This window comes from Dickeya lacustris, assembly GCF_029635795.1.
GTDB classification, from domain to species: Bacteria; Pseudomonadota; Gammaproteobacteria; order Enterobacterales; family Enterobacteriaceae; genus Dickeya; species Dickeya lacustris.
The window spans coordinates 2910728-2936223 of sequence record NZ_CP114280.1; the positions used below are offsets into that span (position 1 = coordinate 2910728).

The 25496-nt window shown below is 55.7% G+C and carries 20 protein-coding genes and 1 pseudogene; 9 read left to right on the forward strand and 12 right to left on the reverse strand.

The window, feature by feature from the left end:
- Positions 1–47 precede the first annotated feature (47 nt).
- The gene (gene nfuA / locus O1Q98_RS13185) at positions 48–623 is read right to left on the reverse strand and encodes a Fe-S biogenesis protein NfuA (protein ID WP_125260915.1); all 576 of its coding nucleotides are present in this window, start codon (positions 621–623) and stop codon (positions 48–50) included.
- 56 nt (positions 624–679) lie between these two features.
- Positions 680–1384, reverse strand: coding sequence for a DNA utilization protein GntX (gene gntX / locus O1Q98_RS13190; protein ID WP_125260914.1), 705 nt, complete (start codon positions 1382–1384; stop codon positions 680–682).
- 86 nt (positions 1385–1470) lie between these two features.
- On the opposite strand from gntX, the gene bioH reads away from it, so the two are divergent.
- A complete protein-coding gene (bioH, locus tag O1Q98_RS13195) occupies positions 1471–2247 on the forward strand; it encodes a pimeloyl-ACP methyl ester esterase BioH (RefSeq protein ID WP_125260913.1) in 777 nt (258 codons plus the stop codon).
- Between the two features lie 148 nt (positions 2248–2395).
- On the opposite strand, the gene O1Q98_RS13200 is transcribed toward bioH, so the two are convergent.
- From O1Q98_RS13200 to greB, 4 genes and pseudogenes are all read right to left on the reverse strand, one after another.
- A complete protein-coding gene (locus O1Q98_RS13200; RefSeq protein ID WP_125260912.1) occupies positions 2396–4723 on the reverse strand; it encodes a Tex family protein in 2328 nt (775 codons plus the stop codon).
- Between the two features lie 135 nt (positions 4724–4858).
- On the reverse strand, positions 4859–6589 hold the full coding sequence (gene olsF, locus O1Q98_RS13205) for a bifunctional ornithine lipid synthase OlsF (RefSeq protein ID WP_125260911.1): 1731 nt from the start codon (positions 6587–6589) through the stop codon (positions 4859–4861).
- Between the two features lie 125 nt (positions 6590–6714).
- A pseudogene (locus O1Q98_RS13210) lies at positions 6715–8711 on the reverse strand (LTA synthase family protein).
- 140 nt (positions 8712–8851) lie between these two features.
- On the reverse strand, positions 8852–9337 hold the full coding sequence (gene greB / locus O1Q98_RS13215; RefSeq protein WP_035344694.1) for a transcription elongation factor GreB: 486 nt from the start codon (positions 9335–9337) through the stop codon (positions 8852–8854).
- A gap of 261 nt (positions 9338–9598) precedes the next feature.
- Here greB and ompR point away from each other — a divergent pair, with 261 nt between their 5' ends.
- Together ompR and envZ are read left to right on the forward strand one after the other, a co-directional pair.
- The gene (ompR, locus tag O1Q98_RS13220) at positions 9599–10318 is read left to right on the forward strand and encodes an osmolarity response regulator transcription factor OmpR (protein ID WP_125260910.1); all 720 of its coding nucleotides are present in this window, start codon (positions 9599–9601) and stop codon (positions 10316–10318) included.
- On the forward strand, positions 10315–11736 hold the full coding sequence (gene envZ / locus O1Q98_RS13225; RefSeq protein ID WP_278141883.1) for a two-component system sensor histidine kinase EnvZ: 1422 nt from the start codon (positions 10315–10317) through the stop codon (positions 11734–11736). The genes ompR and envZ overlap by 4 nt, the downstream gene beginning before the upstream one ends.
- A 98-nt stretch (positions 11737–11834) precedes the next feature.
- On the opposite strand, the gene pckA is transcribed toward envZ, so the two are convergent.
- From pckA to O1Q98_RS13250, 5 genes are all read right to left on the reverse strand, one after another.
- Complete coding sequence (pckA, locus tag O1Q98_RS13230) at positions 11835–13454, reverse strand: phosphoenolpyruvate carboxykinase (ATP) (RefSeq protein WP_125260908.1); 1620 nt, start codon at positions 13452–13454, stop codon at positions 11835–11837.
- Between the two features lie 268 nt (positions 13455–13722).
- Positions 13723–14595 carry an Hsp33 family molecular chaperone HslO gene (gene hslO / locus O1Q98_RS13235; protein ID WP_125260907.1) on the reverse strand — a complete coding sequence of 291 codons (873 nt, stop codon included), beginning with the start codon at positions 14593–14595 and terminating at the stop codon, positions 13723–13725.
- A gap of 25 nt (positions 14596–14620) precedes the next feature.
- Positions 14621–15040 carry a ribosome-associated heat shock protein Hsp15 gene (hslR, locus tag O1Q98_RS13240; protein ID WP_125260906.1) on the reverse strand — a complete coding sequence of 140 codons (420 nt, stop codon included), beginning with the start codon at positions 15038–15040 and terminating at the stop codon, positions 14621–14623.
- The gene (gene yrfG, locus O1Q98_RS13245; protein WP_125260905.1) at positions 15037–15741 is read right to left on the reverse strand and encodes a GMP/IMP nucleotidase; all 705 of its coding nucleotides are present in this window, start codon (positions 15739–15741) and stop codon (positions 15037–15039) included. Before yrfG ends, hslR begins: the two co-directional genes overlap by 4 nt.
- A gap of 151 nt (positions 15742–15892) precedes the next feature.
- Entirely contained in the window at positions 15893–18034 is a 2142-nt protein-coding gene (locus O1Q98_RS13250) for an intracellular growth attenuator family protein (RefSeq protein ID WP_125260904.1), read from the reverse strand.
- 420 nt (positions 18035–18454) lie between these two features.
- On the opposite strand from O1Q98_RS13250, the gene nudE reads away from it, so the two are divergent.
- A complete protein-coding gene (nudE, locus tag O1Q98_RS13255; RefSeq protein ID WP_125260903.1) occupies positions 18455–19003 on the forward strand; it encodes an ADP compounds hydrolase NudE in 549 nt (182 codons plus the stop codon).
- Positions 19004–19034: 31 nt separating this feature from the next.
- On the opposite strand, the gene mrcA is transcribed toward nudE, so the two are convergent.
- On the reverse strand, positions 19035–21593 hold the full coding sequence (gene mrcA / locus O1Q98_RS13260) for a peptidoglycan glycosyltransferase/peptidoglycan DD-transpeptidase MrcA (protein ID WP_125260902.1): 2559 nt from the start codon (positions 21591–21593) through the stop codon (positions 19035–19037).
- 117 nt (positions 21594–21710) lie between these two features.
- Here mrcA and pilM point away from each other — a divergent pair, with 117 nt between their 5' ends.
- The 5 genes from pilM to hofQ are packed head-to-tail and all read left to right on the forward strand — an operon-like array spanning position 21711 to position 25482.
- On the forward strand, positions 21711–22565 hold the full coding sequence (gene pilM / locus O1Q98_RS13265; protein ID WP_125260901.1) for a type IV pilus biogenesis protein PilM: 855 nt from the start codon (positions 21711–21713) through the stop codon (positions 22563–22565).
- Positions 22559–23116 carry a PilN domain-containing protein gene (locus tag O1Q98_RS13270; protein WP_125260900.1) on the forward strand — a complete coding sequence of 186 codons (558 nt, stop codon included), beginning with the start codon at positions 22559–22561 and terminating at the stop codon, positions 23114–23116. The genes pilM and O1Q98_RS13270 overlap by 7 nt, the downstream gene beginning before the upstream one ends.
- Positions 23116–23739 carry a hypothetical protein gene (locus O1Q98_RS13275; protein WP_125260899.1) on the forward strand — a complete coding sequence of 208 codons (624 nt, stop codon included), beginning with the start codon at positions 23116–23118 and terminating at the stop codon, positions 23737–23739. Before O1Q98_RS13270 ends, O1Q98_RS13275 begins: the two co-directional genes overlap by 1 nt.
- Positions 23736–24152, forward strand: a complete 417-nt coding sequence (locus O1Q98_RS13280) for a HofP DNA utilization family protein (RefSeq protein ID WP_125260898.1) — start codon at positions 23736–23738, stop codon at positions 24150–24152. The genes O1Q98_RS13275 and O1Q98_RS13280 overlap by 4 nt, the downstream gene beginning before the upstream one ends.
- A gap of 37 nt (positions 24153–24189) precedes the next feature.
- A complete protein-coding gene (gene hofQ / locus O1Q98_RS13285; RefSeq protein ID WP_125260897.1) occupies positions 24190–25482 on the forward strand; it encodes a DNA uptake porin HofQ in 1293 nt (430 codons plus the stop codon).
- The last annotated feature ends 14 nt before the right edge of the window (positions 25483–25496 follow it).

Here is a 25496-nt window from a genome sequence, read left to right on the forward strand (position 1 = left end):
TGATTAACGTCTCACCATGAGCAGTAAGTAAGCATGAAGAGTCATCATTAATAATAAGAGTGCTCGCCGCGCTGGTGTTCGGTTAAATCACGCACGCCTTTCAGCTCGGGGAATTTTTGCAGCAACTCTTTTTCAATGCCCTCTTTGAGCGTGTAATCCACCATTGAACAGCCGTTGCAACCGCCGCCAAACTGCAAAATGGCGTAACCTTCCTCGGTGATTTCCATCAGCGATACACGGCCACCGTGCCCGGCCAATTGCGGGTTAATCTGCGATTGCAGCGTGTATTCCACCCGTTCCATCAGCGAGGCATCGTCGCCCACTTTGCGCATTTTGGCGTTTGGCGCTTTGAGCGTCAGCTGCGAGCCTAATTGATCGGTGACGAAATCAATCTCGGCCTCGTCCAGATAAGGCGCGCTCAATTCATCCACATAAGCAGACAGTTTTTCGAATTTCAGCTCGGTATCGTTCGCTTCAACGGCATCCGGCGGGCAATACGACACGCCGCATTCGGCATTTGGGGTGCCGGGGTTGATAACGAAAACGCGAATCTGTGTACCTTCTTCTTGCTTTGCCAGCAGTTTGGCAAAATGTTCCTGAGCCGCATCGGTAATACGAATCATAATGTTAACTCAATAGTTGACTACGCCAGTTGGTTATAATACGCCCATCCTGACGGTTACGACAAGGTGCGACAGAGACACCATACCTGAACCTGATGCGCACCGGCCGCAAGGAGCAACCGGCTAAGGTGCGCAACGGTGCTGCCGGTGGTGACAACATCATCCAACAGCACGATATGTTTGCCGCGCACATCCATCTGGCACTGGAAGGCACCGTGCAGGTTATGCCGTCGCGCGCGGGCATTGAGTGTGTGCTGTGCGGCAGTGGCGCGCAGACGGCGTAAGGCCGCTGGATAATAGGCACAATCGAGCGCATGCGCTAAATAGCGCGCCAGCAGGTCGGTTTGATTGAAGCCGCGTCGCCACTGACGCCAGCGATGCAGGGGGACGGCGACAATCGCATCCGGGCGTGGGTACGCCTGCGGTAGCGTCAGCACCGTTTCCCGGCGGCGCTCGCGCCAGCGTAATAACAGTAAGCGCGCCAGGATGCTGGCAAGCTCGGTACGGCGCTGATATTTCAGTTGCTTGATAAGCGAACTGAGCGGCGGTTGATAATCGCTGACGAACAGTAAGGCGTGCCAGGGCGGTGGTTGTTGCAGGCAGCGCCCGCACGCGGCGCTGGCTTCGGTTGACGGTAATCCGCAGCGCGGGCAACTTATCGGCGGCGCTGGGAGATGGCGGCGGCAGTGACGGCACACGCCATGATGACTATGATAAAGCGGCTGCTGGCAAAGCCAGCACTGTGCTGTGATCGTCAACATCGTCTCCTCCCTGAGTTCATCAGGCTTTGCTGACGGCATGGCCTGAATCATGTTTATTTTATTGCTGACAAAGGACACGATAACCGATGAGATCACTGCACTGGCAAACGGAAGGGGAAGGACGATGCGAACTTGTGATGCTGCATGGCTGGGGCATGAATTCACAGGTATGGAACAGCATCATCGCGCGACTGAGCCCGCATTTCCGGGTACACCGCGTGGACTTGCCGGGTTATGGTCAGAGTCAGGGCTTTGGCGCGATGTCGCTGACGGAGATGGCACAACAGGTGCTGGCGCAGGCACCTGAACGGGCGGTGTGGCTTGGCTGGTCGCTTGGCGGGTTGGTTGCAAGCCAGGCCGCTCTGGTCGCGCCAGATCGGGTCACTGCGTTAATCACAGTGGCATCATCGCCCTGTTTTGGCGAGCGGGACGGGTGGCCGGGTATTCGCCCGCAGGTGTTGTCCAGTTTTCAGCGTCTACTGAGCGATGATTTCTACGGCACTATCGAGCATTTTCTGGCGTTACAAACACTGGGTACGGAACATGCCAGAAAAGACGCTCGCGCGTTAAAAGCGGCGTTATCCGGCCAGCCCTCGCCGTCCACCGAGGTGCTGCTGGCCGGGCTTGAGATCTTGCGTGACACCGATTTGCGCGCGCCGCTGGGCTCGCTTGCGCTCCCCTTGTTACGTCTTTATGGCGCATTGGATGGACTGGTGCCGCGCAAGGTGGCGGCGCTGCTTGATGAGCAGTATCCCCAGTCCGTCAGTGCCGTTATTGCGAAAGCGTCACATGCTCCGTTCATCTCTCACCCGGATGCGTTCGTGGCGCAGGTGGTGGATTTTTGCCAGCAAGCGAACGTATGACGCCGGGAAATCGGCTCTGCTGCCAGGGTGCGTGAATCAAGGGCGTTTGAATCAAGGGTGCGTGAATCAATCACCGCGCCCGCCCAGGCGCGGGTGAACGCGAAAACCCGGCCCCGCGCCTGTAGCGATGCGGGGACGGGTTATCGCATTAGCGTTTTTTAAACGCCGCCGCCAGCGCGTCGCTCATGGCGCTGTTGCCTGCCGAGGGGGTGTTAGCCGGGCGCGCTTTGGCTTTGCCCGCCGGAGCGGAGCGTTGTGCCGGGGTGTCGCGCGCACTGCCGCTGCGACGGCTGTTGCCTTCGCCGGGCTGTTCATCCAGCCGCATGGTCAGCGCGATGCGTTTGCGCGGCAAGTCCACTTCCAGCACTTTTACCTTCACGATATCCCCGGCTTTGACCACCTGATGCGGGTCTTCGACAAAACGGTCGGCCAGCGAGGAGATATGCACTAACCCGTCCTGATGCACGCCGATATCGACAAAGGCGCCAAAGTTAGTGACGTTGGTCACTGCGCCTTCGAGGATCATGCCGGGCAGTAAGTCATTGAGGGTTTCCACGCCGTCGGCAAAGCTGGCGGTTTTGAATTCCGGTCGCGGATCGCGGCCCGGTTTTTCCAGCTCTTTGAGGATGTCGGTGACGGTGGGCACCCCGAAACGCGCATCGGTGAAACTGGCCGGTTGCAACGTCCGCAGGGCGCTGGCGTTACCCATCAACTCGTGCAGTTTCTGTTCGGTGACAGCGAGAATGCGCTCGACCACCGGATAGGCCTCCGGGTGAACGGTGGAGGCATCCAGCGGGTTATCGCCGTGGTTGATACGCAAAAATCCGGCGCATTGCTCAAAGGCTTTCGGGCCAAGGCGACTGACTTTTAAGAGCTGGGCGCGGTTGCTAAAGCGGCCATTGTCATCACGCCAGCTGACGATGTTTTGCGCCATCATGCGCGTTAACCCGGCAACGCGAGTCAGCAGTGCGACCGAAGCGGTATTCAAATCAACGCCAACGGCGTTAACGCAATCTTCCACTACCGCATCGAGTTTTTTCGCCAGCAGCGTTTGGCTGACATCGTGCTGGTATTGGCCGACGCCGATGGATTTTGGGTCAATTTTCACCAGCTCGGCCAGCGGGTCTTGCAGGCGGCGGGCGATAGACACCGCCCCGCGCAGCGAAACGTCGAGGTTCGGGAACTCTTGTGCCGCCAGCTCTGAAGCGGAATAGACCGAGGCACCCGCTTCGCTGACGATGACCTTCTGGGCATTGATGTCAGGGAACTGTTTTTGGGTATCAAGGAAAAAGCGCTCGGTTTCGCGCGAGGCAGTACCGTTGCCGATAGCCACCAGTTCTACCTGATGCTTGATGCATAATGCCGCGACCACGCTGGCGGCTTTGGCGGCCTGACCGGTATGCGGGTAGACGGTATCGGTCGCCACCAGTTTGCCGGTGGCATCCACCACCGCGACTTTCACCCCGGTACGCAGGCCGGGGTCAAGCCCCATGGTGGCGCGCATCCCGGCGGGCGCGGCCATCAGCAGGTCACGCAGGTTGCGGGCGAATACGTTGATGGCTTCTTCTTCGGCTTTTTCGCGCACGCTGCCCATCAGCTCGGTTTCCAGATGCAACAGCACCTTGATGCGCCACGTCCAGTTCACCACCGCACGCCGCCAGCTATCCGCCGGGGCGTTATTCAGACGCAGCCCAAGATGGCTGATGATTATCTGCTCGCCGTGGCTCTCTTTGGGCGGCTCATCGTATTGCGGGTCGGCATTGAGCGAGAGCTGGAGAATGCCTTCATTACGGCCACGAAACATCGCCAGCGCGCGGTGAGACGGCACCTGAGCCAGCGGTTCATGGTGGTCAAAGTAGTCGCGGAATTTCGCGCCCTCGTCTTCCTTGCCTTCGACCACGCGAGACACCAGATGGGCATTTTTCCACAGATAATCACGCACCTTCGCCAGCAGTGCGGCCTCTTCGGCAAAACGCTCCATCAGAATATAGCGCGCGCCGTCCAGCGCGGCTTTGCTATCGGCGATGCCATTTTCGGCGTTCACATACGCCGCTGCCGCCAGTTCCGGCGTTTGCGACGGGTCGTTCCACAGGCTGTCTGCCAGCGGTTCGAGCCCGGCTTCAATGGCGATTTGCCCACGGGTGCGGCGTTTCGGTTTGTAGGGCAGGTAGAGGTCTTCCAGTTCGGTTTTACTCAGCGTGCTGCTAATGGCGCTGGCCAGCGCATCGGTGAGTTTGCCCTGCTCATCAATCGATTTGAGGATGGTCTGGCGGCGGTCTTCCAGCTCGCGCAGGTAGCCCAGACGGCTTTCCAGCTGGCGCAGTTGGGTATCATCGAGCCCGCCGGTCACTTCTTTACGGTAACGGGCGATAAACGGCACGGTGTTACCTTCGTCAAGCAGTTGAATAGCCGCGCTGACCTGTTCGGTGCGAGCCTGCAATTCGCTGGCGATAATCTGACTTAATGCATTCGTCATAGTGTTATTCGCGAGGTTAGGAACGTTGAAAGGATAAAGATTGGCGACAGTTATACGGATTGATGGCGAAAAATGCCAGTCAGACAACGGCGGGTTTTTACGGCATTGCCGCGCCGGGGCGACAATGCCGATAGGTTATTGCTGTGGGGTGGCGGGCGCGTCATCCACGGCAAAAGGGGCGATATAGCGCTGATAACGCGCCGGTTTGAGCTGCTGCAAATCCACCAGCACTAACCCGTCAACGCAGTGGTTGAAATCAGGGTCAACGCCGAAATCGATGAACTGCACGCCGCCTGGCTCGCACAGTTCCGAATACTGTTTATACAGCGTCGGGATGGAGCAGCCCATGTTACTGAGCATGCTTTTCAGCCGGGTCAAATCCTGTTGATAGTCCTCGCCTTCGAATTGTCGCAACACCTCCGGCAGTGAGGCGGGGTAAGGACGACGCGAACGCGCCAGTGACTGACTGGGGGCGAAATGCAGCCGGTAGAACGCTATCAGTAAATCGCGCGCCGACGACGGCATGCTGCCTGACAGTGACACCGGGCCAAACAGGTAGCGATATTGCGGGTAACGCGCCAGATACGCGCCAATGCCGAGCCACAGATAATCCAGCCCGCGTTTGCCCCAATAGCGCGGCTGGATAAAACTGCGCCCGAGCTCGATGCCATGTGCCAGAATCGGCGACATCTCCTCGCCGTACTGGAACAGGCTGTGGCTGTAGAGGCCATCGACGCCCTTGTGTTGCAGCAATTGCGCCGTCGGTGCGAAGCGATAGGCTCCCACGATATCGAGCTCGCGCTCGTCCCACAAAATCAGGTGCAGGTAGTTATCATCAAAGCTGTCCAGATCGCGGCGCTTACCGGAACCTTCGCCGACGGCGCGAAAGGCGATTTCACGCAGGCGGCCCAGTTCACGCAGAATCGGCACATAGTCTTCGCTGCCGCGCTGATAAAGATAGATTTTTTTGCCATCCGGCGTGGTGCCCAACAGTTCGCAGGCTTCCAGCGCATGCTTGAGCGCCGTGCGCTCTTCCGGCAGCGCGATAGGCTTTTCCCCGGCAAAACAGCCCGGTTTGCCCTGGCCGAGACGGTAGACGTGGCGACGAAAACGGGCGGCCAGGTCATTGGCATGCCATTCGCCCTGGCTCCAGCTGGCGTAGGGGATTTGTGCGCCGATGCGAAAGCGCAGCCGATTGCCTTGCTGACGGAACATTTCGCGCACCAGCAACAGCGTTGAGAGTGGCCGATACAGCAGGGAGGACAGATAAAATAAATTGCTGTTCCGCCCGCTGATGTGGATAGGCACAATCGGCGCACGCGCTTTGGCGGCCAGACGCAGAAAGCCGCTGTGCCAATGGCCATCGCGAATACCTTGCAGGCTAAGGCGTGACACTTCGCCAGCCGGGAAGACAATCACCGCGCCCTCACTGGCCAGATGGTTTTGAATGGCGCACAGTTGCTGGCGTTTGGTGCGGTTATTGAAGTTGTCTACCGCAAAGAACAGGTTTTTGAGCGGCTCGATGTAGCTCAATAACTGGCTGGCGACAATACGCACATCCGGGCGCACGCTGGCAACGGTACGCAGTAGCGCCAGCCCGTCCAGCGAGCCGATAGGATGATTGGCGACCAACACCACCGGCCCTTGCGAGGGGATGTTCTCTAGCGCGCCTTCCACCCGTTCACAGTTTAGGTTGAAGTAATCGAGGATCTGCTCGACCAGGTCTAACCCTTTCAGGTGCGGGTAGCGCTGGGCGAATTGCTGAAATTCATGTTCAAACAGCAGGCTGCGCAGTAGCGAGCGCTGCCAGCGGGGTGTGGGTCGATGCGGGGCGAGATCGTGTAGTATGTTGTCCAGGCTAAACATAAAAGGGCCTCCAGAATCACCGAAGGCCACGGTACGGCAGGGAAGTGACACCTTTATGTCAGTAGCGATGCCAGCCTCAACATAATGGTGTTAATGCGCGCATGATGTTGTGCGCGCATTGCCGATTATTTGTCGATAACGCCTTTTTCGCGGGCATTGATTTGCCAGCGCAGCAGCGCCGGGTAGGACTCGATTTTCTGGCGCAGCGCCGGGTCGAGCGTTTGTGCGTCCGGTTGGGTTAACATCGGTTTCTCAGCATGCCAGCGGTAATAACCGCCGCCGCCCATCGGCACCACACCCTTCGCATCAATCCACAGCTCTTCGTTATAGCCAAACGCACGCGTTGCATCGTCCTGTTCCGCCAGAATATTGCGCCCGCCTATCGTGTAGTAGGGCGTATCCGACAGGCTATAGGCATAGAGCGTCGGGTAGACATCTTTGTGCGAGCCGGGGCGCTCGGCGTCAAAATGCCAGACGGTATTGGCCAGAATGGTTTTCGGCACATACAGGTAAAACGGCACGGCGCGATCGAGGAACTGCTCTTGCGGGTATTTGGCTTTTAAGCGCCGCATTTGGTGGTCGCCGGTGGCGGCAATCAGGGTGTTATCGCCCAGAGGAGAGGCTTTCACCGCTGTAATAAAGTTGCCCAGCGCATTGGTGGCGTACTGGTAAGTTTTCGCAATCGACTCTTGCTCTGCCTGGGGCACTTCGGCATGGGCCATCATGTCGGCGGCGGCATACGCCGGGGCGGGCTGATAGCTGGCGGGCACCTGATAAGGCGGGTGGTTCGTCACCGTCAGAATGCTGATGAAAACCGGCTGGCTCGACTGCGAGAGCAGCGTTTGCGCCAGACGGAAGGCAAATTCATCCGGTATGCCCCAGTCGGTGAGCATGGCGCGGGACTCGGGGTAACGCTCCATCAGCGAGCTTTGGTCATAGACTTCATCCACGCCGAGTCGTGGCAGGTAGTTGCCCAGATTGCGCCACATGCGGCTGCCTGAGGTGATGAAAATTACCTTGTAACCGGCCTTTTTGTAAACGGCGTAGGGCGTGTCATTCAGCACCGTATGCTGTGCCGATGAGTGGCTCAGGTTCTGCACCGGGCTTAGGAAAAACATGGCGGCAAACGAAGGCGCGGTGCCGTTACCTTCCGAGACAAAACGCCGGAACACGAAATCAGACGCAAAATGCGGGCGCAGCGCGCCCAGCAGGTCAGTTTCCGGCAAGTGGTCATAAACCAGCATATTGCTGCCCATGCTTTCCATCAGCGCCATCACCACATTCGGGCGGTGCGCGGCAAGCCAGGGGTTGGCTGGCGTACGGCCTTCCAGCGCAGGCAGGCCGCTTTGCTGGCGCAGCCGTTCGCCGCTGCTGCGCGCTACCTGCTCAAGGCGCACGTCTTCTCCCCGGTCGCCAATCGCCCAGGCTGACGCCATTAAGCCGTTGGGAACCAGTTTATTGAGAATCACGACAGAGGAGATTTGCGCATCGTTGCGGCGCAGCGGAAAGGTGCTCATGCTGCCGCGAATCATGGCGAAAAACAGCAGCAGACTGACAAGCAGGTAAACGACAAAGACCGCGCTATGCCAGAAACGGCGCTGGGGCGGCGGTGCTATCGTGCGTTTGCCAAGCGCGGCCAGCGCGAGCGAAAAAAGCAGTATCAGCAACAGTGACGGCACCACCGGATAATCCTGCCAGATGTTAGCTAACACGGCGGTAGAGTCTTCATCTATCAGCCCGAAAGCGAAGATATCGATGTAGGTGTGGTAGGTCTGATAATAAAAATAGTTGCCGACAGCGATGCCGCTAATCAGCAACGCCGCCCCCGCCAGATACCAGGGGGTAATCCGCTGTAGCCAGCGCCAGCCGCTGCGATGCACGGCAATCAGCAGCCCGATAACCAGCAGCGGAGCCAGAATAATCGACACCGCGCGTAAATCGTAACGCAACCCGGTCAGCCACAGCAGGCTGACGTCGTGTTCATAACCGGATAATTGCTGCTTGTCGGTAAAAACCTGAAACATCACCAGACGGGTGGCCGACAGAAATAACGCTAAGAGCATCACCTGTAACCACAGCCGGTCTTCAGAAACGAGCGGGCGTGTTGTTGATACATACCTATTCTTATGCTGACCAAATTATGCGTGGCGCAATAGTATAGTTTGATGACACTGAAATCTCAGTGATGTGACGCGCAGGTGAATTGCTAAGGTAAAAAAATGTAAACGGCAGCCTGTGCTGCCGTTTTGTGTCAGTTCAGCATCACCAGCCCGCAGGTTGCTGATAATCGATGTGGTTGATGTACCAGGTTCTGGGGCCTGCGGGGGTCGGCACCACCGCTTCTTCGTCCACCGCTTTTTTCAGCAGCGCCCGCGCCATTGGCGCATCAATCGAGATGTAATCTTTGCGGCCATAAATTTCATCCGGGCCGACAATGCGAAAACGTTTAATGTCTCCGTCCTCATTTTCCACCTCGACCCAGGCACCGAAGAAGACTTTGCCATCTTGCTGCGGCGAGTAATCAACCACCCTGACCACTTGCAGGCGCTTACGCAGATAGCGCACGCGGCGGTCAATTTCGCGTAACAGGCGCTTATTGTAGAGATAGTCGGCATTCTCACTGCGATCGCCAAGGCTGGCGGCCCAGGCGACTTTTTCAGTAATTTCCGGGCGGCGTTCTTTCCACAGGTAGTTCAGTTCCTGATGCAGAGCCTCGTAGCCCTCGCGGGTTATCAAATCGGTTTTCATACGCGTTGACTGAAATGTGAAGAGAGTAGAATCGTCATAATCGTTGAGTGTGAGATAACATAGCCTATACCCGCCGTACTTCAAACTACTGAAGTGATGGGCTTTAGTGGGGTGATATAACGCGAACGGCTTGATTACAACGCGTTTTTATATTCTTTGTAACAATTTCGCCTAGAATATATACCAGAAACGGCTGTCAGTCTGTTGCGGGTTTCTTAACAATATCAGTATCGGCGGCTATCACGTCTTTTGGAGAATACGATGCAAGAGAATTATAAAATTCTGGTGGTGGATGACGATATGCGCCTGCGTGCGTTACTGGAGCGTTACCTGACTGAACAGGGCTTCCAGGTGCGTAGCGTTGCCAACGCCGAACAGATGGATCGCCTGCTGACTCGCGAATCTTTTCATCTGATGGTGCTGGATTTAATGCTGCCGGGTGAAGATGGGTTGTCGATTTGCCGACGTCTGCGTAGCCAGAGCAACCCGATGCCCATCATCATGGTGACGGCGAAAGGTGAAGAGGTGGATAGGATTGTCGGGCTGGAGATTGGCGCTGACGACTATATCCCTAAACCGTTTAACCCGCGCGAACTGCTGGCGCGTATTCGTGCGGTGCTGCGCCGTCAGGCCAATGAACTGCCGGGCGCGCCCTCGCAGGAAGAGGCGATTATCGCGTTTGGTAAATTCAAACTGAACCTGGGTACACGGGAAATGTTCCGTGATGACGAGCCGATGCCGTTGACCAGCGGAGAGTTTGCCGTGCTTAAGGCGTTGGTCAGCCACCCGCGTGAGCCGTTATCGCGCGATAAGTTGATGAATCTGGCACGTGGCCGTGAGTACAGCGCTATGGAGCGTTCTATCGACGTGCAGATTTCCCGCCTGCGCCGCATGGTGGAAGAAGACCCGGCGCATCCGCGTTATATTCAGACGGTCTGGGGGTTGGGTTACGTCTTTGTACCGGAAGGCAGTAAAGCATGATTCGATGGCGCTTCTCCCCGCGCAGCGCCTTCGCCCGTACGCTGTTGCTGATCGTCACGCTGCTGTTTGTCAGTCTTGTCACCACCTATCTGGTGGTGCTTAATTTCGCGATTCTGCCCAGCCTGCAACAGTTCAACAAGGTGCTGGCCTATGAGGTCAGAATGCTGATGACGGACAAATTGCAGCTTGAAGATGGCTCAACCCTGGATGTGCCACCGGCATTTCGCCGGGAAATCTACCGTGAGCTTGGCATCTCGTTGTATACCAATGCGGCCGCTGAAGAGAGCGGCTTGCGCTGGGCGCAGCACTATAAGTTCCTCAGCCAGCAAATGGCCCAGCAATTGGGCGGGCCGACCGAAGTGCGGGTTGAAGTCAGCAAAAATACCCCGGTTGTGTGGCTGAAAACATGGTTATCGCCGGATATCTGGGTGCGGGTGCTGTTAACAGAAATTCATCAGGGCGATTTTTCGCCGCTGTTTCGCTATACGCTGGCGATCATGCTGCTGGTGATTGGCGGTGCCTGGCTGTTTATTCGGGTGCAAAACCGGCCATTGGTCGAACTGGAACATGCGGCCATTCAGGTTGGTAAGGGCATTATTCCCCAACCGCTGCGTGAATATGGTGCCTCGGAGGTGCGTTCGGTGACGCGAGCGTTTAACCAGATGGCGGCCGGGGTAAAGCTGCTGGCTGATGATCGCACCTTGCTGATGGCCGGGGTCAGCCACGATTTGCGCACCCCGCTGACGCGCATTCGTCTGGCCACCGAGATGATGGGGCAGGAAGACGAATATCTGGCGGAATCGATCAATAAAGACATTGAAGAGTGCAACGCCATCATTGAACAGTTCATCGATTACCTGCGCACCGGGCAGGAAATGCAGATGGAGGTGGCCGATCTCAACAGTATTCTGGGTGAAGTGGTGGCGGCTGAGAGCGGCTACGAGCGGGAGATTGACAGCGAATTCGCTAACGGCGAGCTACAGATAAAAGCCAGCCCGCTGTCAATTAAACGCGCGGCGCTTAATCTGGTGGTGAATGCCACCCGCTACGGCAATGGCTGGATTCGTGTCAGCAGTGGCCGCGAGTTACAACGCGCCTGGTTTCAGGTGGAAGATGACGGCCCAGGTATTGACCCATCGCAGCTCAAGCACTTGTTTCAACCGTTTGTACGCGGTGATAGCGCCCGTAGCACCAGCGGCACCGGGTTAGGGCTGGCGATCGTGCAACGCATTATCGATGCGCATAACGGCTCGCTGGATGTTGGTGTCAGTGAACGTGGTGGCCTGCGTGTGCGTGCCTATCTGCCTTTGTTGTTTATCTATCCGGCGGGGACGGGCGTGGTGCGCGAGTCATCGCGCGCGTCAGCCGTGACGGTTAGCCCACGTGGTCGTAAAAAGCGGCATGAAACACGGCAATAGCCGGTGATAGCCCGCTGCCTGCGGAAAAGGGCAGGTGGAGCGTAAGGCGCGGCAAGTATGACTGAGACGCCCCTCTCACAGGGAGAGGGGCGACGACGTTAGCGTTTCGGCCCGGCGCTGACCAGCGCAGCGCCTGCGGGCGTATCGGTGTATTTATCGAAGTTAGTGATAAAGCGTTGCGCCAGATCGTGCGCTTTCTCTTCCCATTGCGCCGGATCGGCGTAGGTATCGCGTGGATCCAGAATCGCCGGGTTCACGCCAGGCAGCGCGGTCGGGATCGTCAGATCAAAGATAGGCAACGTCTGGGTTTCGGCATCATCAATGCTGCCATTCAGGATTGCGTCAATAATACCGCGCGTGTCCTTGATGGAGATGCGCTTGCCGGTGCCGTTCCAGCCGGTATTGACCAGATATGCTTTGGCCCCTGCCGCCTGCATCCGCTTCACCAGCACTTCGGCATACTGCGTCGGGTGCAGCGTCAGAAACGCCGCGCCAAAGCAGGCAGAGAACGTCGGCGTCGGTTCGGTAACACCGCGCTCGGTTCCCGCCAGTTTGGCGGTAAAGCCAGACAGGAAGTGGTATTGCGTCTGGTCAGCGGTCAGGCGAGACACCGGCGGCAGCACCCCGAATGCATCAGCCGTGAGGAAGATGACTTTGGTGGCATGCCCGGCTTTGGAAACCGGTTTAACGATATTCTCGATGTGATAAATCGGGTAGGAAACACGGGTGTTTTCCGTTTTCGAGCCGTCGTTAAAATCAACGCTGCCATCAGCGCGTACCGTCACGTTCTCCAGCAGCGCATCGCGGCGAATCGCATGATAAATATCGGGTTCGGCTTCGGCAGACAGGTTGATGGTCTTGGCATAGCAACCGCCTTCGAAGTTAAACACGCCATCATCGTCCCAGCCGTGCTCATCATCGCCAATCAGCTGGCGTTTCGGGTCAGTCGACAGGGTGGTTTTACCGGTGCCGGACAAACCGAAGAATACGGCAACATCGCCTTTTTCGCCGACGTTTGCCGAGCAGTGCATCGAGGCGATGCCTTTAAGCGGCAGCAGGTAGTTCATGATGGAGAACAACCCTTTTTTCATCTCGCCGCCATACCAGGTGCCGCCGATTAGCTGAATGCGCTCGGTCAGGTTGAACGCCACGAAATTTTCCGAGTTTAGCCCCTGCTCCTGCCACTGTGGGTTGGTGCATTTAGCGCCGTTCATCACGATGAAGTCCGGCTCAAAGCCTTGCAGCTCTTCTTGCGTCGGGCGGATAAACATGTTTTTCACGAAATGCGCCTGCCAGGCCACCTCGGTGATGAAACGCACCTTCAGGCGGGTGTCTGCATTGGCGCCACAGAAGGCGTCCACCACAAACAGACGCTTGCCAGACAACTGTTGCGTGACCTGTTGTTTGAGATGCTGCCAGGTTTCCTGACTGAGCGGGTGGTTGTCATTTTTACCTTTACCCTGATCAGACCACCACACGGTGTCACGCGTTACCTCATCGCGCACAATGTATTTATCTTTCGGGGAACGGCCAGTAAAAATGCCGGTATCAACGGCAACTGCACCCAGTTGGGTTTCGATGCCGCGTTCATAGCCTTGTAGGGTAGGGGAGGTTTCTTCAGTAAAAAGTAAATCGTAGCTCGGGTTGTAGACAATTTCGCGGACATCATTGATGCCATAAGCCGTCAGTGCTTGTGGCTGAATGCCTTTCATCTGCATGTTGCTACTCCTTGGTTGTTATTGTCGTACTGTTACAAGTGTAGGAGGTGAGCTTATTTTAGCCGCGATAACAATCAAAAAATTAAATAAATTCATTAATAACTTTGCTTATACATGTGAATAAAAAGTAACCAAACGGTGATTTTTTGGGCGAATTCTGATGGCGTTTCGGTAAGTGCGGTAGACGGCTGAACGCAGGGGAGTGCGGAACAGACAACGGCCCAACAATGAGCCGCTATCTGGCGGTCGGGTATCTCGGGGCGGGGAATTAGTGCAGCGTGGTGCCAGAGGCTGACTGACGAATCTCGGCGATGTCCTGGGCGTCAAACGCATAGTGGCTGCCGCAATAGTCGCAGTGCATGTCTATCTCTCCATCTTGTACCAGCATATCGTCCACCTCTTGCGGCTGGAGTGCCATCAGCGCATCGGCGCAGCGCGCTTTGGAGCAATGGCAGTGAAACGCCACCGGCTGCGGTTCATATAACGTGACGTTTTCCTGATGATATAAGCGGTAGAGCACATCGTTAGCGCTAAGGCCAAACAGCTCTTCACCTTTCACCGTTGCAGTCAACTGCGTGAGGTGATCAAACTCATCGCGGCTGCCCTGCTGTGCCGGTAGCACTTGCAACAGCATACCTGCGGCACAGGCGCGGCCTTCGTGCTCGCCGGTGCGGATAAACAGGCGCGTGGGTAACTGCTCGGATTGCTGAAAATAGTTTTCCAGGCAGCTTGCCACATCGTCACCTTCCAGACCCACGACGCCCTGGTAACGCTCGCCTTCGGTTGGCGTAATGGTGATAACCAGATAACCGTTACCCATCATGTCGTGTAGCGAACTGTCGGCGGCAATATCGCCTTGCAAGCGCGCCACTCCGCGCATCTGCTGCTGGTGGTTGCCGTTAATCACCGCCAGTTTCAACGGGCCGTCGCCTTGTAGCTGCACGGTAATATCACCGCTAAATTTCAACGTGGCGGTGAGCAAACTGGTGGCAACCAGCATTTCACCGAGCAACTGTTTCACCGGCTGTGGGTAGTCATGGTTCGCCAGCATCTGCTGGAATGTTTCGCTCACTGTTACCAGTTCGCCGCGCACGGCATGGTTTTCAAACAGGTAACGGTGTAATTGGTCGTGATTGGCCATAATGCTCTCTCGTGGTGACGGTGGCTTATTCCACGTCACTGTATTTGAATTTGATTAAATCCCGGCGCTCTTTTTTGTCAGGCCGCCTGTCCGGGTGCGGCATAGATAATGCGTTCATTTTTCTGGCTATCGCCAGTTTTTCACGTTTTTCGATGCTCTGTGCCGTCTCTTCGTACAGCATTTGCGCCTGCGCTGCCGGGCGACGCTGGTCGCTGATGAGAAGTACCTTAACGGTGCGCTCATCACTGCCCTGACGCAGGGTAATCTCTGCCCCCGTTTCTACCAGTTTTCCGGGCTTGCTGCGTTGACCGTTGTAATGCACTTTGCCGCCATCAATCATCTCCCGGGCCAGTGCGCGGGTTTTGTAAAACCGCGCGGCCCACAGCCATTTATCCAGCCGGACGCTAGTGTCATCGTCAGGTTCATGCGCGTTGTTTTTACTCATGAGCACTCCTGATGGGTCATAAACGTTGACTGAGTGATGCCCGGCAGCAGTGCCCGATAATCGCTCATTGACGGATGCTGGTCGAAGGCGTTTGGTTCACTACGGGTCGAATCAGGATTGCGTACGCCAAGGCAATAACGGATGCCGAAGGTTTTCGCCGCGTCCAGAATCGGCTCGTTGTCATCCACAAACAGGGTTCGCGCCGGGTCAAAGCCGATTTGCGCCTGTACCGCCTGCCACAACCGCTGGTCTTCTTTGGGATACCCATAAGTATGGGTGGAAAGCAGTAAATCAAGGTGCTTATCAAGGCCGGTGTGCGCTATTTTTACCGCCAGACTATGCGGATGTGCATTGGTGAGCAAAATTGTTCGGCGGCCGCTTTCGCGCAGCGCCTGCAAAAAGGGTGGAGTATCGTCCCGCAGGCGCGCCCGATGCCCGATATCGCTGGTCATCTGATAAATATCCAGCCCCAGTCGCTCACTCCAGTAGTCAAAACAGTACCAGTCCAGGGTGTGACGAACGGCATGGTATTCCTGGTGAATCAACGCGTGCGCCTGCTCCATGCTGAGGTTGCGCTGGTGGCTAAGGGTTTCTGGCACCAGTTGTAGCCAGAAATAGCTGTCAAATGCCAGGTCGAGCAGCGTGCCATCCATATCCAGTAAGACGGTATCAATCGCATTCCAGTTCAGTTCGGGATTCATGTGTACTCCGGGTAAATGTCCTGACATGGAAAACCGGGTATCAGGCGCTAGAGATTCTCAACGCGGCAGAGAGGTGCTGGCGTAAATGTTACCAGCGTCATATCGTCGCTAAAAGCGGCAGATGGCGTACTTGCCTTGCGCCGCTGTTGCATCAGGAAGGGATCACGTTACCGTACATCGCGTTTCCCGTCGCGGGTGCCTCGGGCACCAGATGGCGCGCGTAGTATTGCTGGATATTCGCGATACGCTGCTGATTGCGGCGGCGTTTAACCAGCACGAACACCAGATTCAGGATCAGAAGTACGCTGAATGCCAACAACAACAGGCAGGCACCCAGAGAACGCCACATGGTTACGGCATCCGGTTCGCTGTGCAGCGAGATATGGCGAGTGCCGTTAGCATCGATACTCAACTGGGTAATGATGCCGCTGGCTTCAAAGGGGGTATGCAAGAGCATCGCAGATAGCCGCTGTAATTCCTGCCATTGCTCTTGTGGCGGAAAATCCCGCAGCGAGGTAGGCGGGTTGGGGTGGTTGACAAACTGACGCCCTTCGTCGCTGCGCAGCAGAAAGCCTCCGGGCGGCGGGCTATTGAGCGCGCTGGCGGCGGTGAGCGTTTCTCGGTTGTAGAATTCGTCGGTGGCGTTTTTCACTAACGATTCGAGTGATTCGGCGCTGACCGGGCGTAGTACTACGCTCATGCCTTTGAGTGCGCCAGATCGCGCCCGTTTCACCAGCGAATCCCAGTTTTTGACATTCCCCAAATTTGCCAGCGCATTTTTAAGGCGCGTGCAATCCTCTTCTCTTTCGCACAATGCGTCAGTTTTCAGCACGATATCCGAGAAATTGTTCAGCAGGATCATGCCTGATTTTTGAATCGCATCCGCCAATTGCGCGCTGACCTGATTCTCGCTTACTGCCGGATGTAATTGCTCCTGAACGGTTTTTTGCAGGGCGGCTGTTTTATCAATCACTTCGGATTCGGGGAGCGGCAGTGGCGCGGCCTTGTTCCAGTAAATGCCCGCACAATCAAAAGGCGCGAAAGCAGGCGCATGCGCTGACGCCGCGTGCTTTTGCGCAGGGACATAACACATGCCGGAACTGCGTACCTGGAGTTTGTCTCCGACATGCAGCGCCAGACGCTCCAGTTCTTCAACCTGAGTGACTTTGATGTTCTCCGCGCCCTGTACCCAGGCCAGGCTGAGTTTTAGCGGCAGGTCGAGCGGCACCGAGGCGAGTAGCAACACCAGACTGGCCAGCGCGCCAATAGCCAGCACGACATTCTTACCCCAGTGCTGGAGCGGGAAAAATTTCACTTCGTTATGCAACGACAGGTATTTACCTTGGCGCACAACGTGACGATTGAGGTAAATATCGACATCGGTTTTGACGCCGAGATCGTAGCCGATATAGGGCTGCCAATGAGGGGGATAAATCAGATCGATATTACCCAATGAGACATTATTGATGGGGTTCTGGTTGGTATCGCTGAATAACCCCATGCATTGAGGTGTACCGTGGAGACAGTGGACTTCGCGCAGCTCTTTTTGCGAGGGCGGGCGTAATAGGTGCCAGCATCCCCATGCCACCATCAGGCAGGCAGCGGCCGCCAGCCAGGGCAACACGGCGAGCGGGCTGGTTAAACTGAAAACAAGCAACAAAAATGCCGCGCTTAACAGGCCAGCCTCACGCAGGCCGCGTGAGCGGTGTACCGCATGCTCTTCAGGCGTTTCCTTACGGATGGCGACCAATTCGGTGTGTTCATGCGCGTCCGGCCTGATGGACGCCTGTTCGACGTGGGGTTCCGTACCGGTGGCGCTGTCTAGTTCATGGATAAACTCAGTAAGAGAATGCCCGTTCAGCGAGATAACTAAAGGGAGCGAGCGCGTTTTGATGAGCTCAATTTCGTTATTCTGCGTAATGAACGGCTCCCAACGTGCCGGCAGATGAACTTCCTGAGTATCAATATAATAGCGCCATTTATTGGGCGCATCGGTGCTGAGTCCGTAACGCGTGATGCTGTGGGTCATCGGATATACCCGATTACCCGGCAACAGGCGGGGCAGGCGCGATGTTGGGGCGGCTAATAATGGCGTAGCGGTTCCGTCTTGCACCATGGCCAGATAACGTTCAATAGCAATACGCTCTGATGCCGTCAGTTGACGATGCCCTGACGGCGTAATAGGCAGACGCTTGGCGAACAAAAGACGACGATACATGAGATAGCCAATAACCCCCCCTGACACCATCAGGCAGGCAAACAATACAGCCAATATGATGAGTATTGTGCTCATATTATCTCCGGCCAACAGCCTAGGGTTCCCTTTGTGATTGCTGGATAGTAACAAAACTACGCGAACCTTGTTAATCCATGACTGACTGTTACTGGCTGAATTAACCGGCTATTACTTGTTTAACTGTGTATCGTAGCAAGCAAACCTGAAAGCAAAAATGAGGAAAGTCTGAATTTTTTTCATCAATGCTTTGAGGACGATGTTGGGCGTCACCATAACTCTTTCCATAAGAAAAGTTTATGTGTTTATTGTGTTGCCAGGATGTGAGCTTGACATGATAAAGTTGCAGCAGCTGTTAATGTTAACGCACAATGTGACTCACTGAATAGTCTTTAGGAAACGACCGTTCTACCAGGCTTTTTGCAGCGTGTATGAACCTATATGGGAAACGCCCATTGATGTTTCCTCATCGAGGCCACGATGAACAATAACTTGAAAAAACCCAAAATCCTAAATGTTGAGACCGTTGCCCGCTCACGCTTGTTTAATGTGGAGTCTGTGGATTTGGAGTTCAGCAACGGTGAGCGCCGTCTCTATGAGCGGATGCGTCCATCAGGCCGGGATGCGGTGATGATTGTTCCCGTGCAGGGAGATGAGTTGCTACTGGTTCGTGAATATGCGGTGGGGATTGAGCAATACGAATTGGGCTTTCCTAAAGGGCTGATTGATCCCGGTGAGGGCGTATTTGATGCGGCAAACCGCGAGCTGATGGAGGAGGCGGGCTTTGGCGCACAACGCTTTGAGCTGCTATCAACCTTGACGATGGCACCTTCCTATTTCTCCAGCAGTATGCATATCGTGGCGGCAAACGGCCTCTATCCACAGCGCCTGCAAGGTGATGAGCCTGAACCGCTGCAACTGGTACGCTGGCCGCTGGCAGAGATGATGTCGTTATTAAACGAACCTGATTTTCGCGAGGCGCGTAATGTGAGCGCCCTGTTTTTGCTGCAACGCTGGCTGAACGCGTAAAAAAGGCGCGATAAACGCGCCTTTGCAGAGATTAAAAGAGCTCTTCAGCCTGTCCGCTGCTGCTATTGAACAGCGTGGTTCCCGCATCATGTACCGCCCGCTCGGTCGGCTGGGTGCCGTCAATGAAATATTCCTGACGACTATTCCCACCGCCATCGGACAATTTGCCGCTGCTGCGATCTATCGTCACGGTGACAACGCCCTGCGGTGGCGGCGTTTTTTGTTCTGGTACGCCAGCAAGGGCGACTTTCATGAAATCATCCCAGGCGGGTTCAGCGGTTTTCGCGCCGCCCTCATAACCGGATGCCTGATCGCGAATGACGCCCGATGCGGAGGCTTTGCCAAGATCCCGCCGGTGATCATCAAAACCTATCCACACCGAGGCCACGATATTGGGGCCATAGCCGGAAAACCAGGCATCTTTTGAGTTATTGGTTGTACCGGTTTTGCCACCGATGTCGTGGCGTTGCAGCACTTTCCCTGCGCGCCAGCCAGTACCCATCCAGCCAGGTTCGCCAAACACGTTGCTGTTAAGCGCGTCTTTAATCAAAAACGCCAATGGCGTACTAATGACATGGGGAGCATAGGGTTGCGTGGCGGCCTGACGCGCGACTTCCGCCGGGGTAATCGCATCGGGCTGAGGTTCCGCCGCCGCCGTGCGTGCGGCAGAAATAGCCACGTTTTCCATGCTGTCGTCCGATAGCACCGCAGAGCGCTGGGTATCACCGTAAATCACCGGGAGATTACAGGTATCGCATACCACTTTCGGGACGGCGCTAAACAGCGTATTGCCTGCCGCATTATCAATTTTGGTAATGAAATACGGGTCAACCAGATAGCCGCCGTTCGCCATCACCGCATAACCGCGCACCACTTGCAGCGGCGTGAAGGAGGCTGCGCCTAGCGCCAGCGATTCGGTATGCACAATATTTTGCTCAGGGAAACCGAAGCGTTCCAGATAGCTGGCGGCATAATCGACGCCCATGGCCCGCATGGCACGCACCATAACAACGTTCTTCGACTGCCCCAGCCCTTGGCGCAGGCGAATGGGGCCATCGTAGACGGCGGGCGAGTTTTTCGGGCTCCAGTCAGAACCGGCACCTGGGTCCCAGCGGGTAATGGGGGCGTCATTGAGAATCGTCGCCAGCGTCAGGCCTTTGTCCATTGCGGCGGTATACAGGAAGGGCTTGATGTTAGAGCCTACCTGCCGTAATGCCTGAGTAGCGCGGTTAAATTTGCTCTGGTTGAAATCAAAACCGCCCACCAGCGCCAGAATTGAACCGTCTTTGGGGTTGAGCGACACCAGCGCGGAATTGACATCCGGCACTTGCGCCAGCCACCAGTCGTTATCAACTTTGCGTATCCAGATTTGCTGGCCGGCTTCCAGTACGTCTGTCACCCGCTTCGGCGTTGGGCCTTGCTGGTCATCAGAGCGGTATGGCCGCGCCCAACGCACACCTGCCAACGGCAAGTCGACTTTCTCGCCGCTTGCCATCATGGCATGGGCTTTATCGGCGCTGGCATCTGTCACCACCGCCGGGAATAACGGGCCGTAAACCGGCAGTTTTTTCAGCGCATCGACAATCTTATCTTGCGTCCAGGCAGGCGTACCGACTTTCCACAGCACCTGATCGGCGCCACGGTAGCCATGACGGATGTCGTATGCGAGCACATTGTTGTGTACGGCTTCTTCTGCGGCTAATTGCAGCTTGCGCGTGATGGTTGTGTAGACTTTGTAACCATCGTTATACGCATCTTCGCCATACCGCTTGAACATTTCCTGACGCACCATCTCTGCGATGTATGGTGCGGAAAAACCGATTTCTGGCGCGTGATAGTCCGCCACCAGCTTTTCGCTGCGCGCCTGCTCATACTGCGTTTGATTAATGTAGTTCTCATCAAGCATACGCGAGAGCACCACATTGCGGCGTGACACCGCCCTGTCGTAGGAGTAGAGCGGGTTAAATGTTGATGGGGCTTTGGGTAAACCGGCAATCATCGCCATTTGCGCCAGTGAAAGCTGATCAACCGACTTACCAAAATAAACCTGCGCTGCCGCGCCGACGCCGTATGCGCGGTAGCCCAAATAAATTTTGTTCAGATACAGCTCGAGAATTTCTTCTTTCGTCAGCGTTTGCTCAATACGAATAGCCAGAAACACCTCTTTGATTTTCCTCAATAAGGTGCGTTCAGGGCTCAGAAAGAAATTACGCGCCAACTGCTGGGTTATCGTACTGGCGCCTTGAGTGGCATGGCCGGATGTCAGCGCGATCACCGTAGCGCGGATAATCCCCTGAGGGTCAATCCCATGGTGCTCGAAAAAGCGGCTGTCTTCGGTGGCGATAAAGGCGTTCACCAACGTTGGCGGCACTTGATCCAGTTTTAACGGAATACGACGCTTTTCGCCAAACTGGGCAATTAACTCACCCTCTGCGCTGTAAACCTGCATAGGTGTTTGCAGGCGTACATCCTTGAGTGTGGCGACATCAGGTAACTGAGGCTCGATATAGCGATAAAGGCCAAAGAGCGAAGCGGCTCCCAACAGGATGCAACTGACTGCAAAGATGAATAAGTACTTTACGAACTTCACTGGAGATTTTCCATTCAGTAGCGATTGAATAGTTTATAAACAGACGGGCGCTAGTATAAAGGGAAGCCAGCAAGGTGGATATGTTCTTTTTTATAACGATAAGGAGATCGAACACCCATGGTTTATCCCATCTGGCAGGTTGGGCTGGACATCCAGCATGATATGGTGCGTGCTTTGGCCGTTCAGCGCCGCCGACATGGTTGGCAATTGCGTGATTGGTGGCAACTGCCTTTGCCGGACGAAACGTTACGCGGCGCTAGTCTACATCATCCTGAGGCGCTTTGTACGGTTCTTCGTCAATGGCGTAAGGGATTACCGCGTTACATCTCACTGCGTGTGGGATTCCCCGCTTCACGGGTATTGCTACAGCGGCTGGCGATACCCGACCCGCGTTTGCGTGAGCCCTATCGTGGCGGATATATCCGCAGCCGGATGGCGCAATTACTGCCTGTTGGCGTTGAGGATATCGCACTGGATTATCGCCCCGATCCCCAGGCGCCAGAGTCATTACTGGTGATTGCAGCACGGCAAACGGAGCTTAATGCCTGGTTGCACTGCCTGACGCAAGCAGGATTACGGGCGGATAGTGTTGATATCACGCCGTGTGCGCTGCGCTGTATGGCGGCATTTGCCGGTTTGGCGCAAGATCGCTTGCTGATACACCGCGTTAGCGATCATTGGTTGTGGGTGTCGCCACTCAATGAACCGTTGGCATTTGGTACGCTGCATTCAGATGAGATTGCCGATGAGTCTACGTTGCTCACCGCAGTGAATGCGCGCTACCAGCAAAGTGAGTGGCGCGATGCGTATCTGAGCGCGACCCGAGAGCCGCCGATGCAGCAAGGCACATCCGGTTTGCTTGATTGGTCTGTCTTGGGCGCTTTTCACATTCATCCTCCTTTGCCCGCCAACCCGGCGGCATTTGCTATCGCCGCTGGGTTAGCGGTTAGAGCGGAGGATAGCCTATGTTGATGATTAATCTCTTGCCCTGGCGTCAACGGTTGGCCTATCGGCGTGCCCGATTCGCTCTGGTCGTGAGTGTGGGCGCGTTGCTGCTGGCGTTAACGCTAGCGATAAGCGCCTGTAGTGACAGGCAGCAACAGCGCCTTCGGCTAGAGCGGCACGTTATCAGCGCCCAGGAACAACGGGTTCGCTATGAGCGCCTTTATCGTCAGATGCACAATGACTGGCTGGCGTATGAAAAACAGCAAGCGTTACAGTTAGCCCGGCGACAGGGGCGATTGCAGAATCAGCGTTATCAGCAATTACTGGAACAATTGCCGGTACGAGTGCCTGATGCCGTTTGGTTCACCGAGATGGAAGGCGTAGATAAGCAATTGCACGTATCCGGGATGGGCCATAGCTATGATGACATCATGCGCCTGGTCAACCGCCTGTCGGAATGGCCTGTGGTTGAGCGAGTGCGGCTTGAGCATGTGCGCCTTGAGGCGACATCGGGCTCGTTGCTGCGCTTTTCGTTACGCCTGAACTGGCGGAAATTCGGCGCGTCTCAGGGGGAATAATGAAGCAGGAATATTTCGCCGCTCTTCTTCGCACGCTGACACTACGCTTGCTTGCTGTACCGCTATGGCAGCTATTGCTGCTGCCTGCGCTGGCGATACTTTCACTGGTGTTGATGGCATACGGTCTCTGGTCTCGTAATACACACCAGTCGCTGAATACACTTGAGCAGCAATATCAACAACATCAGCAAGCCATCGAACAGATGCGAGGCAATATCGCCCGTATTCCTGTCCATGTGTTGCGACGTGGCCCGCCTGCGCTGGCCGTGATGGATAACACCCATATTGAGGTGGCATCGCTGTTAGAAAAGCCGATTCGTCAGTCTGGCGTCGTGTTGGCTGACTGGCAGCCGATATCAGGGTCGCAGTCGATAGCCGCACCTCCTACAGCGGCATCGCCTACAACTGTACCTACTACAGTTGCACCGACTACCGCTGCACCTCCGACGGTATGGCAACTGACCTTGCATACCAGCTATGGCGCGCTGCTCAATTTTCTTGTCTGCCTGAACACACTTGAGGTCGTGCTGGGTATTGAACGGGTGTCGTTACGACAGCGTGAAGGCAGGCTGGTTGCCGAGTTGCAATTGTCGTTGCCGCTGGCGTCGGAGCCAGTGCCATGACGCCGATAAGATGGGGGCTGTTTGGGATATGGTTATTCAGTGGGCAAATTATCGCGGCAGCGCAACTGGCACCGGTTCGCGATCCTTTTGCGCCGCCAGCACCGCCTTGTCACGCGGTATCTGGCGCTAATAACTGGCAATTAAGAGGCGTGATGGGGTCAGCATCGGGCTGGATGGGGTGGTTGGTACAGGAAAATCGTTGGTTACGTATTACTGAAGGTGACGTCATTTCCCCTGATGGCTGGACAGTTAGCCGGGTCGATACCCATGGCGTAACGCTGCTGCCACCGTCGGGAGCAATACGATGTCGCAACGATCCCCTGCGTTTACCCGCACCGCTATTACCCACACCGACATTACCCACAGTGCCATTATCCACAGTGCCGTTATCCACAGTGCTATCGCGTCAGTAGCCTGCCCTTAGCATGTAAGTTATTTAAGGAATGAAGGATGAGTACAGGATGTATAGCGCGTTGTCTTTGCGGTGTGCTGCTGCTGGCGGCGTTGAGTGTGAACGCCCGTGATGGACAGCCGATTTCACTGGTCTTTGAGGATGCGCCGGTACAAAAAGTCTTACAGGCATTAGCTGACCATCAGCAACTCAATCTGGTGGTTGCGCCAGGGGTAAGTGGCAATCTTAGCCTTAATTTACACCAAATACCCTGGCAGCAGGCGCTTGAGATTATTCTCCAGATGGGGCAGCTCTCGCTTGAGCAGCACGGCACCGTGATGATGGTGTATCCCGACAGCCATATAAAAGTACGCCAGCAACAGCAGGAGGAATACGCAGAAAAGCAGCGCCAGCAATTGCCGTTACAGAATCGTGCCTTCGCATTGCAATATGCAGAGGCAAGCGAGGTGCTATCGAATTTGCAAAGTCAAAAAGGGACGCTGCTTACGGCGCGCGGCAGCGCATCGGTGGATAAACGCACCAACACCCTGCTAGTGCGTGACACCGGCGATGCGCTGGTGCAGGTTGACGCCTGGATTACCACATTGGATAAGCCCGTCGCGCAAGTTCAATTGGCTGCGCACATTGTGACGATAAGTAGCGAACACCTGAACGCGCTTGGGGTCAACTGGGGCATGTCCGAGGCGGCCAGTTCGGCGCAACAGGCGCTGCAAATGCACCGTTTTAATGTCAACCTGCCTGTTGAGTCACCCTCTATCAATGCGGGTTTTCATTTGGCTCGCCTTAGCGGGCGTTTGCTGGATTTAGAACTGACCGCGCTGGAACAGGAAAATGAAGTAGAGATTATCGCCAGTCCGCGTTTATTTACCGCGCATCAGCAGACTGCCAGCATCAAGCAGGGGACTGAAATTCCTTATCAGGTATCCAGCGGTGCCAGCGGCTCGACGTCGATTGAATTTAAAGAGGCGGTGCTGGGGATGGAGGTGACACCGAAGATTTTGCATAACGGCCAGATAACGCTCAACTTGTTGATTAGCCAGAACATGCCGGGGCGCGCTATCAAGCAGGGCGAGGACGGTGAAGCGCTGGCGATTGATAAACAGGAAATCCAGACACAGGTAACGGTGCAGGATGGCGAAACCATTGTACTGGGCGGGATTTTTCAGCAGCAAAAAAATCAAGGCGCGCGCCAGGTTCCAGGATTGGCAACCCTGCCGGGAATTGGCTACTGGTTTCGCAGCACCAGTCAGCAACATACCCGACGCGAATTGGTGATTTTCATTACTCCGACGCTCATTGCGTCGGCGAAGGGCGCAGCCACCGCAGGCTGATTATTCTGCTGAAT